The sequence below is a fragment of the Paenibacillus glycanilyticus genome (assembly GCF_030161375.1).
GTDB classification, from domain to species: domain Bacteria; phylum Bacillota; class Bacilli; order Paenibacillales; family Paenibacillaceae; genus Pristimantibacillus; species Pristimantibacillus glycanilyticus_B.
Window position 1 is genome coordinate 48,204 of sequence record NZ_BSSQ01000018.1, and the last position, 16,186, is coordinate 64,389.

Consider the following 16,186-nt stretch of genomic DNA (forward strand, 5'->3'; position numbering starts at 1 on the left):
TGCATGCTGTACAGGATATTACGGATTTCTGGCTACATGGCCCCAATATGATGTATTCCGTGCAACGTAGCGAGTCCACGTTCTGAAGGTAACCATATAGTTACTTGGCTCGGATGCTCCATTATGGTGTTATTTGTGCAACGTACGCGAGTCCACGTTCTGAAGGCAACTAAATAGTTACTTTGCTCGGATGCTCCGTAGGATGCTATACACGCAACGTACGCGAGTCCACGTTCTGAAGCTAACTATACAGTTACTTTGGCTCGGATGCTCCAATATGATGCACTGCGCGCAACATATAAGCATACGCACCTCAACAAAAGTCCACAACAAAGAGGCCACGGTTCCCCCGCGGCCTCTTTGTCTTATCCAGCTTTCTTGTCTTTCTCTTCCTCTTGCTTGATCGCTTTGCCCTTGCCGCTGATCAGCTTCAACTGGTCGTTCTCGTAACCAACATCATAAGTCACCTGATACTTGCTAAGGCGATATTCCCCGTCCAAGCGTTCATCAACCGAAATGATCGCCGTGACGGTTGCTTCATCATCGCTTTCTTTGGTGACGTGGAGATTATCGATAACTACGTTTCGGGTCATCAGATACCCCTCGCGGAACGCCTCGTAGCTTGTGCCAAGCTTCCAGTTGCCGCCTAGGAGCGAATAAGCATAAACGTAATCAGCATTATTCAAGCTGTCGTAGAAGTGGGTTACCAGATACTCCGCGTATTCGGTAATGGACGCATCCTTTTTCACGGCGCCGTCTTCTTCTTCGGGCTTCCATTCCGGCAACGTCTTCATCGGATGTTCCGACCATGCTTCAGCCATATCGATTACGTTTACGATCGGAATGCTGAAGCCGATGGAGCTCTGCTCAATCCCGGCGGAGTTGATTCCGAGCACCTCGCCGGTCTTCTTATCGACAAGCGGTCCGCCGCTATTGCCCGGAGCGATAGGAGCGGAAATTTGGTACAGATCGTTATACGTGTACGGCTTGATCTCAAAGCTTCTGCCTACCCCGCTAACAATGCCGGTTGTAACGGTATTCTGAAAACCAAGCGGGCTGCCGATCGCAATCACTTCGTCGCCAATCTCCGCCTTCTCCTTGCGAACCATCGCTAGCGGTTCTACGCCGGCAAGCCCCGCCACGCGGACAACGGCTACATCCGTCTCCGTGCTGATGCCAATAACATCCCCTTCAAGCTCCCGCGCATCGGCTGTTTTTACCGTGACCTTGCTGGCCCCCGCGACCACATGCGCATTTGTTATAAGATCGCCTTTATCGTTATATAAGAAGCCCGAACCTTGCGTGCCGTCGTCGGTTTCAATCATAACGACCAGCTTTTGCGTGGCATAAATAATATCCTTTAATGATTTAGGCGCGCCTGCGTTAGCGTCAGCGAGCAACGGCAATCCGCTTAAGTGCTTCGGTACCTCGGCATGAATGTAAGCGGCGGTACCAACCCCCGCGCATAATACGGCCACCGAAGCGATGAGACTAATCCATGTTTCTTTTTTCATGATTTATTCCCCTAATCCAAATACCAAGTCATATGATCGATAGCAACTGTAGCATTCTCATCCTGCACGTGATGTACAACAAAGGTGAATTTGAACGTCTCGCCCGCTTCGATATAAGAAGGGGTTGCATCCACCTTGCCGGTTGTGATGACATTGCCCTTCGAATCGTGAACCGTATATTCAATCGACACCGAATAGATCGGCCGGGTTGCTGCGTTTAAGAGTTCTCCCGTTACGTTAAAATCGCCAAAAATATCAAGCTGCGCATCGATATGCTTCACTTTGACCGCTGCCGTCTGATTGATCAGATCCTCTTCCGCCGCCTTTTGCATCGCTTGCTCGATCCGCTGCTGCTCTGCTTCCTCGAAATTTTTCTTCTCTTCCACGATCCGATCGTACAACTTAGCCAGCTTATCATTATCCGGGGCGTAGATCAGCCCTTTTTGCGCGGCTGTAATGGCAGCCGAGAAGTTTTTCTTCTTTCTCATTTCCTCCGCTTCGCCATAACTGATATCCGCGATTTTCGCTTCAATCTTCAGGCGCAGCTCAAGCGCTTCATCGCCGGACAACCCTTTTACCTGGTTATATTCGCTTGCCAGATCATCGATGTTGTCCATGCTGTTGAACTCGGAAGAAACTTGCAGTACCGTAACTTTCGTCGACATATCTTCAACCTGATCCCGTACCGTGCCAAAAATCGGCTCTTCCCGTCCGCGGAGCTTCGACTTCACCTGCTCCAGTTGAACGGCTGCTTCCGCTAAATCCTGATCATCAAGGCGCTGCTGAATTTCCGTCAGCGTACGGCCCAGCGACAACGCTTCTTCTACAATCTTTAAGTCCGCCTGCACCGGCTTAAAATCCGGACGAGCATCCGCCGCCTTGTTCAGCTCCCGGAATGCTTCTTCGTATTTGCCCGCCATTGCCACCTTTCTGGCAGTATCCTGCCATTCCAGCACGCGGTTATTTAATCTTGCTTCATATAAATAATAGGACAGCAGCGCTGCTGCAATACTAATGAATAGTACGACGGGGATAAGTCCGGTGATTAACTTTCTTCGGCCAGTCTGCCTGACGGGCAGCTGCGAAGGTTCTAATGCTGTGCTTGCCTGATCTTTTGCTACATCCCATTCTTCCAATGCTGCTGCCTGACCTTGATGCAACTGTTGCTGCGAAGGCTCTAGCAGCCTGCCGCATCTGCTGCAGTATACGGCATCCGCATCATGCTCCCTAACGCAATGATGGCAATACAATTTCATTCTCCTCCAACATGAGAGTGTTCTCTTTATATCTCTTATCTATTCTATATGAAAAAATAAATGATCTCCATTTTTCATTTCCGGAAAATAAAAAAAGTTTCTCCAAGCATATCCAATAAAAAAAGCCAAACCCTGATTCTACAGGGTCCAGCTTATTTATATCCATTATTTAACGCCAATCGGCACCATGTACATACCCGTTCGTTCATCCCGGTGAATGGCAACTTCGATCCCGTAGATGTCCTTCATCGTATGCTCCGTCACGACAAACTCGGGAGGTCCTTGCAGCAGCAGCTTCCCTTCCTTCATGACGAGCAAATAGTCGCTATAACGAATCGCCTGGTTCAGATCATGCAGCACCATTACAATGGTCAGCTCATGCTCGGCGTTCAGCTTGCGGATCAGCTCCAGCAGCTCATACTGATAGAACATGTCCAGGAAGGTCGTTGGTTCGTCGAGAAAAAGAATCGGCGTCCGCTGCGCCAGCGCCATCGCAATCCAAACGCGTTGCCGTTCTCCGCCCGACATCTCGGTCAAACGCGACTTCCGCTTACTTGTCAAGTTGGTCAACTCCAGCGCCCATTCGATCGCAGCGTCGTCCTCTTCCCCGCCCGGCATCCACATGCTCCGGTGAGGAAGCCGGCCGAATGCAACCAGCTTCTCCACCGTAATATCCGACGGCGCTTCGTTCTGCTGGTGCACAACCGCCAGCTTGCGGGCAAGCTCGCGCGGCTTGTACGCCGCAATCGCTTTGCCATCCAGCACCGCTTCGCCGCTTTGCGGCAAGCAATGCCGCGACAGAACGCCAAGCAACGTCGATTTGCCGCTGCCGTTTGGGCCGATGATCGTTGTTATTTTTCCAGGCTCGATCGAAGCCGTAACCTCTTGAAGCGTGTTTGCCTTATCGTTATAAGCGAACGTTACCCGATTAAGCTCCAAACTCGCGTCCCCCCTTTCTCAGCATAAAGACGAGGAATGGTCCACCGATCACGGTCATAATAATCGAAGCCGGAATTTCGGTAGGCGCCAGAATCGTTCGGCCAATCGTATCCGCGGATAAAATAAGCAGCGCGCCGGCCAGCGCCGAGAACGGAATGAGCGCTTTATGGTCGGAACCGATCAGCAGCTTCGAGATATGCGGAATTAAGAGTCCAACGAACAGGATCAGCCCGCCAACCGCCGTAGCAACCGATGCCAATAATACCGCAATGATGGAGATGACAATACGCGCTCGAGCCACGTTCAGCCCAAGGCTTCCCGCTGTCTTATCCTGAAGCGACAGCATATTGCACCAGGGGATCACGAGCAGCGATAGCAGCAGTCCAATAGAGCCGTACAGCCCCAGCACCTGCACATCCGTCCAAGTCTTCATCGTAAAAATCGAGCTAATCGCCTGGTTCACCGACGTCACCGCATAACTGCCCCGGTAATTGAAGGACTGTCCAAGCCCCGTGAAGGTTGCGTTAATCGCAACGCCCACGAGCAACGTTCTCATTGGATTAAGCCCGGATTTCCAGGACAACGAATAAACAAGAAGGAACGCGAGAATACCGCCTGCAATCGAGAACACCGGCATCCAGAAAAACATCGCCGGAAAAATCGTCACCATGAGCACCGACACAAAGCCGGCACCGGAGGAAATGCCGATTACCCCCGCATCCGCTAGCGGATTGCGCATAACGGCTTGAAGAAGCGTGCCGGAGACGGCAAGCGCCGCGCCGCTTAGCATCGAGACGATAATACGCGGCAGACGCAAATCGCGGACCACCGCCACTTCCTCGTTATTTCCGTTGACCAATCCGTTAACTAGTTCCATAAATCCAACCTTGATGCTGCCCGTTGTCATCGACCAGACGGTAACGCCAAGCAGCAGCAGTACAACAACGACAAAGCTGATTGTTTTTCTCATCCCGTTACGCAGCATCCTTCTCTTCCGGATACAACATCGGAACAAGCGACTTCAGCGCTTCGGCTGCGGCCAGATTGGCCGTTGTGCCAAACAGCTCTTCCGGAAGATCGTAAACCCGTCCGTTGTTCACCGCGTTAAAATGTTTCCAGATGTCGTTCTTCTTGAACTCTTCGTCAAACATCTTGATGACTTCTTCCGGCATCCCGTGGGCAGCGCGCAAAATAATATCCGGATTGGACTGCTGCAAATATTCGGTGTTGGAAGCCAAATATTCTACCTTCGCCCCGCTCGCGATATTCACCCCGCCAGCCAGCTGCACCAGATTGCCGATATAGGATTTCTCCGTCGCCACCAAATAACTGCCCGGCACGCCAAGCAAAATAAGCACGGTAGGTTTCGTTTTCCCTTCCGTCAGCTTGCTGATTTCCGCGATCTGTTCATCGATCTTGCCCACGACTTGAGTAGCTTGCTTGGTGCGGTCATACTTCTGCCCCAACGATTGTATAGCGTCCTCCATGCTCGCAAGACTCGTCAGATCCAGGAAAGTAGCATCGATCTTGGCCGCATCAAAAGCCGGCTCCAGATCGACCTTCAGCGTCGTAACGGATAGGACCTCCGTTGGCCGGAGCGACTTCACAAGCTCCATATCCGGACTCATCGGATTGCCTACTTCTTTGACAGCCTTGTAGCGTTCCGGCAAAGTTTTGACGCTTGTCGGGATGCCGACAAGCTCCAGCTCCAGCGCATCCATAATTTGCGTAATCGCTACCGTGGTAGACACGATACGCTGCTCTGCCGGAGCCGCTTCCGTTGCAGCCGGCTTGTTAGCGTTCGCCGCCTCTGAAGCTTCAGGCTCCCGTGAAGCGTTGCCGCCGGAGGAACAAGCGGCAAGGGCAATGATACATAAGGTGAAGACCAGCGTTTTCGCCAATCTGGCAATCATCTCTTCTCTCTCCTCTCCGAACAAACAAACATGGCAAAGGACGTCCGGCTTAAGCGGACATCCTCATGCTCATGCGTATGTTATTTCGTTACTTGCTTCTCTGCTGCTTGCGCCGCCGCGAAATCGAGCGCGCGGAGGATCAGCGTCAAAGCTTCAGCGCGGGTTGCATTAGCAGTCGGGTCAAACTGGTTATTGCCTTTGCCTTGCAGAAGGCAGTATTTCACTGCCGTAGCTACGGCAGCTTTTGCGTATTCCGGTACGTTGTTTGCATCCGCAAAGTTCAGCGATGTTGCCGGCTCAAGCGGCAATCCAAGCGCTTTTACGACCATAACGGCAATCTCGGTACGCAAAATCTGCTGCGTTGGACGGAACGAATCATCGGCATAACCGCTGATGATTCCCGCTGCCGCCGCTTGCTCGATGAACGGCTTCGCCCATGCCGGAATCGAAGACAAGTCGCTGAAATTAACCGTAGCACCGCCTTCCGGTGCTTGAAGCTTCAGCGCGCGGCTGATCATGGCCGTGAACTCAGCGCGGTTAATAACGCCGTTAGGTTTGAACGAACCATCGCTATAGCCGTTTACGATACCAAGCTCTACGGCGCGTTTGATGGACTCGCCAGCCCAGTGGTTGGTTACGTCTTTGAAGGATACGGAAGGCAGCTCCGTTTCCGGATCAGGGTCTGGTTCTCCCGATGGAGGCGATGGATGGGATCCAGTCCAGCTCGGTTCCGTATAAGCGCCATAGCTGCCAAACTTAATTTGAACGTTATACTCTCCGTGATAATTCATGGCATCCCAGTCGATTTTGACCCAGCCGTTTAACGGTTGGGACAAGTCGCTAACCGTAAATGTCACGTCTCGCGTGTTTTTCTCCGAATTGGTTTGGCCTTGCGGCGTTACGCCGTTTACCTTGAAGCCTGTAATTTCTTTGCTTTGCGTTAAACGTAGAGTAACGGTATACACATCGTTACTTGCTACAAGAGTAGCCGGATGTACCGTGTAACCGTCCATGACGGATGTTTCGGCCGTGCCATCTTTCAGAATCGTGAAGTTCAAGCTGTACGTGCCGTTTGGAATCTTAGGTTCAACTGGAGCAGTACCGCCGCCTGCCGCGTTTGCAACAGCCGTTGTAAGAGCGCTAATTTGCGTTTGAAGCTCCGCTTCGCGGGAAAGCAAATGATCCACCGCGGTAGCCGCAGCGATCGCTTGCGTCAGCTGAGTGCTTTTGTTTGCGATGGCGTTAGCTTCAACAAGCTTCGCCTTCAACGCCGCTCGCGTTTCAGCCTTCGCATCCTGATTGATCATGATATACATTGGATGATTGCCTTGCTGTGGGCCAGCCTGATACGTGATTTTACCCACAATCGGATCGATGAAGCTTGCAATCGCATAATCGTAGACATGGCCGATAACCGCATTTTCCGCATTCGTAATCGATGACACCTCAATAGGCGTAACCCCGTCGATTACGAGCTGCAGGTTGATACCAGAGTGCAATACGCTTACGCGCAGATACTTTTGACCATTAAGCTCATAGGTCTTAGAATCGTAGTAATTTCCTCCGACTCTATTATCGAATGGCGCAGTTTTGTCTGCGAAGTTCACGTAATTCAGCGTAACGGCAGTAGGCTGTACCGCTTCTCTAGCAATAGCCGTTGTAAGGGAGTTAAGCCCAGCTTGAAGCTCCGCTTCGCGGGAAAGCAATTGATCAACCGCGGTAGCGGCAGCGATCGCTTGCGTCAGCTGAGTGCTTTTGTTTGCGATGGCGTTAGCTTCAGTGAGCTTTGCTTTTAACGCCGTTCTAGTTGCAGCCTTCGCATCCTGATTGATGATGATATACATTGGATGATTGCCTTGCTGTGGTCCTGCCTGATACGTGATTTTACCTACAATCGGATCGATGAAGCTTGCAATTGCATAATCGTAGACGTGACCGATAACCGCGTTTTCCGCGTTCGTAATCGATGACACCTCAATAGGCGTAACCCCGTCGATTACGAGCTGCAGGTTGATACCAGAGTGCAATACGCTTACGCGCAAATACTTTTGACCGTTAAGTTCATAGGTCTTTGCGTCATAATAATTGGTTCCGACTGTTTCATCATAAGGTACATTTGTATCCGTCAATTTCACGTAGTTCAAAGTAACGGCAGTAGGCTCTACCGCTTCTCTAGCAACAGCCGTTGTAAGGGAGTTAAGCCCAGCTTGAAGCTCCGCTTCGCGGGAAAGCAAATGATCAACCGCGGTAGCGGCAGCGATCGCTTGAGTCAGCTGAGTGCTTTTGTTTGCGATGGCGTTAGCTTCAGTGAGCTTCGCTTTTAACGCCGTTCTAGTTGCAGCCTTCGCATCCTGATTGATGATGATATACATTGGATGATTGCCTTGCTGCGGGCCAGCCTGATACGTGATTTTACCTACAATCGGATCGATGAAGCTTGCAATCGCATAATCGTAGACGTGGCCGATCACCGCATTTTCCGCATTCGTAATCGACGACACCTCAATAGGCGTAACCCCGTCGATTACGAGCTGCAAGTTGATACCAGAGTGCAATACGCTTACGCGCAAATACTTTTGACCGTTAAGTTCATACGTTTTTGCGTCGTAATAATTGGTTCCGACTGTTTCATCATAAGATACATTTGTGTCTGTCAATTTCACGTAATTCAGCGTAACATCCGCAAGCTGCACCTCTTCGGCTGCATGAACAGCAGGTGCAAAACCTGAAAACAAAGCTAGAAATAACGCGATAATGATCATGATGGAAATCTTTTGTTTTATCTTCGTTTGCAAAACATTCTCGAACATTTCCGACAACCTCTCCCTATGTAAATTCATTTATCGTTTGGCTTGGCGTTTGCGCCTCTGAATAAAAGCCATAGCTGCCCCTGCAAGGATAAAAGCTCCAAGGATATAGATCCCTTTCAGATCCCGCTTGTTACCCGATGCCAAGGACGGTTCTTGTTCAGACGGCGGTGCCATTACAGCCGCAGCATCTTCTTCGCCCGCAGTCGCCGAGACTTCTCCGGAGTTCGCCGTCATGTTAGCCGAAGCATCCAACTCGGTGTCTCCCTCCGGTTCAACAGATGCCGAAGGATCCGGTGGTTCCGTAGACGCTTCTTGACCTGTCGCAGCCATGCTCTCTGATGCTGACCCGTCATCTTCCTGGGGAGTAACTGTGCCTGTAGGCTCTGTAGCACCGGTACTAACTTTACCGCTGCCCGTTGCCGTTTCGGCAGAACCTTTGGAGACGTTCTCCTGCTTGGATGGCTTAGGCGTTGCTGCCGGGGAAGACGAAGGTTCCTCCTTCGAATCGTCAACCGGCTTTTCCGTGCTTGCGGGTTTCTCCTCGCTTGGCTTTTCTGCAGGCTTTACTGCAGGCTTCTCTGCCGCCTTAATCAGCTTGAAGCTGTTCGTATCGAATGAAAATCGGATTGTATACTTATGGTCGTATCCGATATCCTCTACGATGACGTGTATCTTGGCCGAAATCGGCTTTGCGAGATCCTCTGCCCTGAACTCAACCGTTCGTTTATCCGCAGTCTCATCCGAGCTCACGACCTTAACAGCCGTATAAGAGGATCCGCCAGCAGTGGGAACGCTGAACTCCTTTACCCATTTGCTATGGTTAATCGTCATGCGGACGACCATTGCCCCGTCTCCCGCAACGGTAACCGTAGCCGGCTTTTCCCAGTAATCGTTAGCGATCGAAGCGGAATCATCTTCCGCCCTCAGCACGAGGTAATCGGCTGAATAGGTTCCCGCCTCCTGAGAAGAAGCAGATGTATACGCCGGAAAACAAGTCAGGATAACGGCTAATACAATAATCCATGCACCCATTAACCTCAGTTTTGTAGTCATAAATCCTCCAAATAAATTACACTTAATTCCATTAATTCTTTAAGAAATCGTAACAATAAATGTTCAGCAAGCTTTAAGCAATCACTTAGTGATTATCATTCTCAATAAAGATCAAAAAAAATTAACTCTAGCCATTCCCCTCCTTACAAACTTTAATTATTAATCAAAATACAACGTGAACACATGAAAAATGCAAGGTTTTAGGGCATATACAAATACGATACGCGTAATTCCTGCCCATCTCCTAACGTGATTCCCCATCGTCCTTCCGCTCATTTTACGAGCTCACCGAAAAAACTAACACAGTTTAATTGAGAACGTCAACCATAAATATGCAATTTTATCTGTTCTACTATCATTTATTTTTTAATTTTTATCATCAAAAATTTTTATCTAAAAAATTCCTGAAAAACTATTGACGTTTCTAGTGAGAATGAATATCATTATTGTCAAACTGAGAATCGTTCTTGATTACTTGGCCATATTTATTACATAAGGGAGGTCAATCATGCGTAATCGCTTATCGCTCTTAGCAGCCATATTGGCCATCGTTATAAGCTGTTGCGCTTGCGGCAATACGTCAACAACCGCCGAATCGGGCAACACGTTCTCGATTCAGGACTTTACGGGAAGAGAGCTGAGCTTTGGCCATGCTCCGCAGCGGATCGTGGCGCTTGGCAACGGGGAAGCGGACATTATTTACGCGTTAGGCGGCAATCTGGTTGGTCGTCCTACCTCGGAGCTGCCTGAAAGCTTGGCAGGACTGCAGAACGTGAAGCAGATCGGAACGGCGCATGAAGTGGATCTGGAGCAGATTACGCTGCTGCGCCCTGACGTGGTGCTCGGCAACAACCCGATGAATACGAAGGATATCCCCACGATCGAAGGCATCGGTTCGAAAATGCTGCTGACCAGCGCTAATTCTGTGCAGGAAATTACACAGCAAATCGTTTTATTCGGCAAACTTCTTCAGAAGGATGACCGCGCAAGCGAGCTGGTTGAGCAAATTAATAGCCAGCTAGCGGAGTACAAATCTGCGGTTGCCTCAAACAGCCCTAAAGTGCTGCTCGTCTACGGGGCTCCGGGTACTTTTATGGCCGCCCTTCCTTCTTCGCTTGGCGGCAACATTCTTGAACTTGCGGGAGGCGTTAATATTGCGGCAGACTACCCGCGCCTGCAAAGTTATCCGCAATACGCGCAGCTTAGCAATGAACGAATCGTTCAGGCCAATCCGCAATATATTTTTATCATGACGCACGGAGATGCAGAGCAGGTGAAGGACAGCTTCCTGAAGGAAATGTCGGACAATGCGGCTTGGAATAACGTTGATGCCGTCAAGCAAGGCCATGTCGAGATCCTTCCCAATGACCTGTTCGGTACCAATCCGGGAACCAGAGTCATGGAAGCTTTGACACTGATGCGGGACCAATTGTCCGCAAACTGAAAGGGAAATCCATGAATATCGAGCAACGCACCAAACGCAGAAAACTCGTTCTACTCCTCGCGCCGGTTGCCGTTCTTGCAAGCGTGCTTCTTGGCCTCATTGCCGGCTCCGTGCCGGTTGCTCTTGAAGACATTTGGCATGCCTTAACGGCAAGAGGAGATTCACCGCAAGACACGATCGTATTTGATCTCAGACTCCCCCGCGTTCTGATCGGACTATTGACCGGTGCCTGCCTCGCGGCTTCGGGCGCTATCCTGCAAGGGGTCATGCGCAATCCGCTTGCGGATCCCGGCGTGATTGGCGTCTCGTCGGGCGCCGGGCTTGCTGCCGTCATTACTATGGTGCTGCTCCCGCAGTTCAGCTATCTTTTGCCGGCAGCTGCTTTTCTGGGAGCATTCGTATCATCGGTCATTATTTATTCGCTCTCTTGGGATAAAGGAGCATCACCGGGCAAAATCGTACTCGCCGGCATTGCCTTGAACGCGCTCATTGGCGCCGTCATGAATGGCGTTATGGTTATGTACAGCGACCGTATTCAAGCCGTATTGCCTTGGTTGTCCGGCGGACTTAATGGCAGAAGCTGGCATCATCTTTCCTTTATGCTGCCTTATGCGCTTGTTGGCCTTGTCTTATCTTTCCTAGCGATCAAGCCCGTTAACCTGCTCATGCTTGGAGATGATTCCGCGAAGCTTCTTGGCCAAAAGGTGGAGCTCCAGCGGCTCTTGCTTATCTTGCTTGCTTCCTTGCTTGCCGGAACGGCGGTAAGCGTCGCCGGGCTGGTTGGTTTCGTCGGACTAATCGTCCCGCATACGATAAGGCTGCTTATTGGGGACGATTACCGCTATCTGATGCCGGCTTCCATTCTGGGCGGTGCCGCGCTGGTCGCCTTGGCCGATACGGCCGCCCGCACCGTGCTCGATCCCGTCGAGCTGCCCGTCGGCATTCTGCTCGCTTGCCTTGGAGCACCGTTTTTCTTATATCTGCTTAGGAAAAGGAGCAATTGGCGATGACAGCAGCAGAAACGACAGGATTAACGCTCGAGCGGGGTATGTTCAAGCTTACGGACGTTAATGCCATCATCCCGAAAGGCCAAATAACAGCCATTGTTGGACCTAACGGCTCCGGCAAATCGACTCTTTTATCTCTGATTACCGGACTATCTTCGCCTGATGCAGGATCCATCACGATCTTAGGCAAAGCTGCGGAGCATTACTCCAGAGCGGAATTTGCCCGCACGGTATCCATGCTTCCGCAGTCCAAAGAGTTCATGCCAAACGTAACGGTCCGGGAATTAATCGAATACGGACGGTCTCCCCACCGCTCCATGTTCTCGCAACGGCTGTCCAATGAAGATCAGGAAGTTATTGAATGGGCTATGCGTCTGATGAGAATCAGAAGGCATGAAGACCGCATGTTCCATACCTTGTCCGGAGGGGAACAGCAGAAAGCGCGCATCGCGATGGCTCTGGCACAGCGGACCGGGCTTCTGCTGCTCGATGAACCAACGACTTACCTCGATATTGCCCATCAACTGGAAGTACTCGAGGCGCTGGTCAACCTCAATCGTCAGCAGCAAACCACCATAGTCATGGTGCTCCATGATTTGCAACAGGCAGCCGCTTATTGCGATCATTTGATCGCGATGAAAGACGGCGAGATTCATTCTGCCGGAGAGCCTCAGGCGGTATTAACGAATAGTTTCATGAGAGAAGTGTATGAACTGGAGGCAAAGGTCAGCTTCGACGGCCATTACCCCATTATTATTCCGGTTCGCAAACATAACGAGGAGGAACAAACGATGATTATTGTAACGAACACGTCGCAAATCGTAAAAGGCAGCGGAGATAAGCTGGTGGAGCGATTTGACCGGATTGGCAAGGTAGAACGGATGGAAGGCTTCCTCGGCTTGGAAGTATTATGGACGCAGAATTTGAAGGAATACGACGAGGTTGCGGTAGTTACGCGCTGGACTTCGAAGGAAGCGTTCCAGGCATGGACCAAAAGCGAAGCGTTCCGCGAATCCCACAAGCACCGTAATATTCCGGACTACATTTTGGACAACAAAATCACGTTCCAGGAAGTAAAAATCAAACGTAATCCGATTACGGAGCCGGAATCGGAAGAAGCGTTGGACGAAACAGCGGCGCAATAGAGCGGCCGTAACTCAAAGGCACGCACGCTGGGCTTAAACTAGTTCCAACAATAATAAAAACGCTGCTGTAAAGGGATTCCCCCTTCACAGCAGCGTTTTTTACTATTCCGTGCTATTCCTCAGCCAAGCCGCTCGCGCAAATATTTGCGGACTTCCTCGCTTAGATCTTCCCGCTCCAAAGCGAAATCGATCGTTGCCTTCACAAATCCAAGCTTGTCGCCCACGTCATGGCGCTTGCCTGTAAATCGGTGCGCCAGAATCGGCGACATGTGATTCAGCCGCTGCAAGCTGTCGGTCAGCTGGATTTCCCCCGCTTTGCCCGGCTTTGCATGCTCCAATAGTTCGAAGATCGCCTGGTCCAGCACGTACCGTCCGACCACCGCCCAATTCGAAGGCGCTTGCCCCGGCGCCGGCTTTTCGATCAAATCCAAAATCCGGTTATGCGACTGGTCCTTATCGTCAAACGCGGCGATCCCGTATTTATGCGTCTGGTCCCATGGCACTTCCATCAACGCCACCACGGAAGAACCGGTCTCTTCATATTGTCGGATCATCTGCTGCAGGCATGGCGGTTCGGAGCGCAGGATGTCATCGCCGAGCAGCACGGCAAACGGCTCATTGCCGATAAAACGCCGCGCGCAAAGAACGGCATGGCCAAGACCAAGCGGCTCCTTCTGGCGTACATAATAAATATCGGCTAAATGCGAGATATCCCGGACAATGGCAAGCATCTCTTCGTTGCCGCGTTCCTCGAGTTCTTTCTCGAGCTCGTAAGATTTGTCGAAATGGTCTTCGATCGCCCGTTTATGCCGTCCGCTGACGATCACGATGCTGTCGATCCCGGACTGTACCGCCTCTTCGACGATATATTGAATAGCCGGCTTATCGATAATCGGCAGCATTTCCTTTGGCTGAGCTTTGGTTGCGGGAAGGAAACGCGTACCTAGTCCCCCCGCGGGAATAATCGCTTTGCGTACCTGTTGTCTGGACTGATTTAACATGGCCGTCACCCTTTCGAATGGTCAGGTTCAGGATTCAGCGGCAGACGGACGACAAATACCGCCCCCTGCTCCGCGTCCTCGATTTCGATCGTTCCGCTATGAATGTCGATGATTTTCTTGACAATGGATAAGCCTAAGCCGCTTCCGCCTTGCGTACGGTCCCTTGAAGGATCCACCTTATAAAACCGTTCAAATACCCGCTCCCGCTCTTCCTCCGGGATACCGCTGCCCGAGTCGGCGATCCGAACGATGGCGAACCCTTCCTGCTCCGACAGCTGGAAAGAGATTTTGCCTTCCTCGGGCGTGAATTTGATGCTGTTGGCCAGCAAGTTGATCCATACCTGATTAAGCTGATCCTCGTCCGCTTTAATAACCGTTTCCTCCATTAATAATTCCACGGTCAGCCTTTTGGCCAGCCAAGTTGGTTCGGAGGATAAAACAACGTCACGCAGCTGCCTGTCCAGCCGGTACGCTACCGGCTCATAGGGATGATGCTCGGAATCAAGCGAAGCCAGCTTGAGCAGGTTTTCGCTTAAGCGGGATAACCGGCTACTCTCCTGTTTAATAATACCAACATAACGATTCCGGTCGCCTGCCGTCAAATCTTCGCTGCGGAGCGCCTCGGCAAAACCGCCGATCGAAGTGAGCGGCGACTGGATTTCATGCGATACGTTCGATACAAAATCCCGGCGCATCGTCTCAAGCTGCGATAAGCTATGCGCCATCTTGTTAATGCTGTCCGCCAGCTCTCCAAGCTCGTTCTTATGCGAGGTCGGCAGCTCGACGCTGAAGTCGCCTTTTGCTATTCGGGTTGTGGCGGCCGTCATCATTTTGAGCGGCTTCACCAAGTACCGGGCAGCGAACAGAATCAAGACGCAGCCAACGACAAGCAAAGTGATCAGAATCGTAAACGTATTCCGCTGGAAGCTGCGCACCTGACGGACATGGTCCGGCGTAATAAACACGGCCCATTCCGTGTTGCCGAATTGAGCCAAACGTCCGTATGCCGGAGGCGAAGGAGGTCCGCTCTCATGCTCCTCCGCGTACTTTACCCGTTCGGTCCGGCCGCCAAACACGTTCTCGACCGTCTTGTAAGTCAAATGATTCACAATCGCCCGGCTTGTCCGGCCGACTTGAATAACAAGACCGTTCCGGTTAACCGCAACGATGGACATCTCTTGAAGACTCGAGACCTGCTCGAGGAACATGGGGAGCGAACGCGGCGAAGAATCATTGTACAGCTTCTCAAGCCGCGTAATCATCATTTCCTCCATGCCGTTCTGCCCTTGGAGATCCCGGCGGAACAGCTGGTTAGCCGTATAATAGGCAATGCTAATACTTACTAATACGATGACCAGAAATGTCACCGCTATTCGCACGTACAAGCTGCGGATCATGCCCGCTCCTCCAGCCGGTAGCCAAGACCCCGAATCGTTACAATGCGGAAGCCAAAGTCCTCTTCCGGAAACCGTTCGCGAAGACGCTTAATATGCACGTCGACGGTACGCTCGTCCCCTTCGTAGTTCATCCCCCACAGTTGCTCGATGAGATGCTCTCTGGTGAACGTTTTCCCCGGGTAGCTTGCTAACTTGAACAAGAGCTCAAATTCCTTCGGCGGCAGCAAAATCTTCTCCCCGTTTGCTACCAGTTGGAAATCCGACCGGTTCATCGAAAGTCCGCCCAGCTCCACCACCTGCGACGAAGCGATGCGGTAACGCTTAAGCAGCGCCTTCACCCGCACGATCAGCTCCGGCGGATCAAACGGCTTCACAACATAATCATCGGCGCCAAGCTCGAAACCTTTTACCTTATGGGCCGTTTCCCCTTTGGCCGTCAGCATCAGAAGAGGCATGTCGAACGATTCGCGCAAAGCCGAGCATAACGCCCAGCCGTCCATCTTGGGCATCATCACGTCTATAACCGCGAGATCCGGCTTCACCGCCTCCAGACGATTCAAAGCATCTTCGCCGTTTACCGCTTCAATAACTTCGTAACCTTCTCTCCGCAAAAACAAGCTAACCAGCTCGCGTATATTCGGATCGTCATCAACGACGAGTATTTTGGGCATTTGGGAACACCTCCTGTACACTATCTTTCTACAATA

General features: G+C 51.3%; 13 protein-coding genes. 3 read left to right on the top strand and 10 right to left on the bottom strand.

Features of this window, described 5'->3' with window-relative positions; all coding sequences use genetic code 11:
* Positions 1 to 365: 365 nt before the first annotated feature.
* The 7 genes from QQK89_RS22770 to isdC all read right to left on the bottom strand — a co-directional run bounded on the left by QQK89_RS22770 (position 366) and on the right by isdC (position 9,485).
* Positions 366 to 1,514 carry a S1C family serine protease gene (locus QQK89_RS22770; RefSeq protein WP_284240979.1) on the bottom strand — a complete coding sequence of 383 codons (1,149 nt, stop codon included), beginning with the start codon at positions 1,512 to 1,514 and terminating at the stop codon, positions 366 to 368.
* Between the two features lie 11 nt (positions 1,515 to 1,525).
* Positions 1,526 to 2,770, bottom strand: coding sequence for an FxLYD domain-containing protein (locus QQK89_RS22775; protein WP_284240980.1), 1,245 nt, complete (start codon positions 2,768 to 2,770; stop codon positions 1,526 to 1,528).
* A gap of 165 nt (positions 2,771 to 2,935) precedes the next feature.
* Positions 2,936 to 3,709 carry an ABC transporter ATP-binding protein gene (locus QQK89_RS22780; protein WP_284240981.1) on the bottom strand — a complete coding sequence of 258 codons (774 nt, stop codon included), beginning with the start codon at positions 3,707 to 3,709 and terminating at the stop codon, positions 2,936 to 2,938.
* The gene (locus tag QQK89_RS22785) at positions 3,699 to 4,679 is read right to left on the bottom strand and encodes a FecCD family ABC transporter permease (RefSeq protein ID WP_284240982.1); all 981 of its coding nucleotides are present in this window, start codon (positions 4,677 to 4,679) and stop codon (positions 3,699 to 3,701) included. The genes QQK89_RS22780 and QQK89_RS22785 overlap by 11 nt, the downstream gene beginning before the upstream one ends.
* Before the next feature lie 4 nt (positions 4,680 to 4,683).
* Positions 4,684 to 5,622, bottom strand: a complete 939-nt coding sequence (isdE, locus tag QQK89_RS22790; RefSeq protein ID WP_284240983.1) for a heme ABC transporter substrate-binding protein IsdE — start codon at positions 5,620 to 5,622, stop codon at positions 4,684 to 4,686.
* A gap of 80 nt (positions 5,623 to 5,702) precedes the next feature.
* Complete coding sequence (locus QQK89_RS22795) at positions 5,703 to 8,432, bottom strand: S-layer homology domain-containing protein (RefSeq protein ID WP_284240984.1); 2,730 nt, start codon at positions 8,430 to 8,432, stop codon at positions 5,703 to 5,705.
* A 30-nt stretch (positions 8,433 to 8,462) separates the two neighbouring features.
* Entirely contained in the window at positions 8,463 to 9,485 is a 1,023-nt protein-coding gene (gene isdC, locus QQK89_RS22800; protein WP_284240985.1) for a heme uptake protein IsdC, read from the bottom strand.
* A 508-nt stretch (positions 9,486 to 9,993) separates the two neighbouring features.
* Here isdC and QQK89_RS22805 point away from each other — a divergent pair.
* Genes QQK89_RS22805 through isdG form a run of 3 tightly spaced genes read left to right on the top strand, consistent with a single transcriptional unit; the run spans position 9,994 to position 13,081 of the window.
* Positions 9,994 to 10,929: an ABC transporter substrate-binding protein gene (locus QQK89_RS22805; RefSeq protein ID WP_284240986.1), complete on the top strand. Its 936-nt coding sequence runs from the start codon at positions 9,994 to 9,996 to the stop codon at positions 10,927 to 10,929.
* Positions 10,930 to 10,940: 11 nt separating this feature from the next.
* On the top strand, positions 10,941 to 11,939 hold the full coding sequence (locus QQK89_RS22810) for a FecCD family ABC transporter permease (RefSeq protein WP_284240987.1): 999 nt from the start codon (positions 10,941 to 10,943) through the stop codon (positions 11,937 to 11,939).
* Positions 11,936 to 13,081, top strand: a complete 1,146-nt coding sequence (gene isdG / locus QQK89_RS22815) for a heme oxygenase (RefSeq protein WP_284240988.1) — start codon at positions 11,936 to 11,938, stop codon at positions 13,079 to 13,081. The genes QQK89_RS22810 and isdG overlap by 4 nt, the downstream gene beginning before the upstream one ends.
* 119 nt (positions 13,082 to 13,200) lie before the next feature.
* Here isdG and galU read toward each other — a convergent pair whose 3' ends face one another.
* Genes galU through QQK89_RS22830 form a run of 3 tightly spaced genes read right to left on the bottom strand, consistent with a single transcriptional unit; the run spans position 13,201 to position 16,150 of the window.
* Positions 13,201 to 14,082 carry a UTP--glucose-1-phosphate uridylyltransferase GalU gene (galU, locus tag QQK89_RS22820; protein WP_284240989.1) on the bottom strand — a complete coding sequence of 294 codons (882 nt, stop codon included), beginning with the start codon at positions 14,080 to 14,082 and terminating at the stop codon, positions 13,201 to 13,203.
* 5 nt (positions 14,083 to 14,087) lie between these two features.
* On the bottom strand, positions 14,088 to 15,479 hold the full coding sequence (locus QQK89_RS22825) for a sensor histidine kinase (RefSeq protein WP_284240990.1): 1,392 nt from the start codon (positions 15,477 to 15,479) through the stop codon (positions 14,088 to 14,090).
* Positions 15,476 to 16,150 (bottom strand): response regulator transcription factor, encoded by a 675-nt coding sequence (locus QQK89_RS22830; protein ID WP_284240991.1) that lies wholly within the window; start codon positions 16,148 to 16,150, stop codon positions 15,476 to 15,478. Before QQK89_RS22830 ends, QQK89_RS22825 begins: the two co-directional genes overlap by 4 nt.
* Between the last annotated feature and the right edge of the window lie 36 nt (positions 16,151 to 16,186).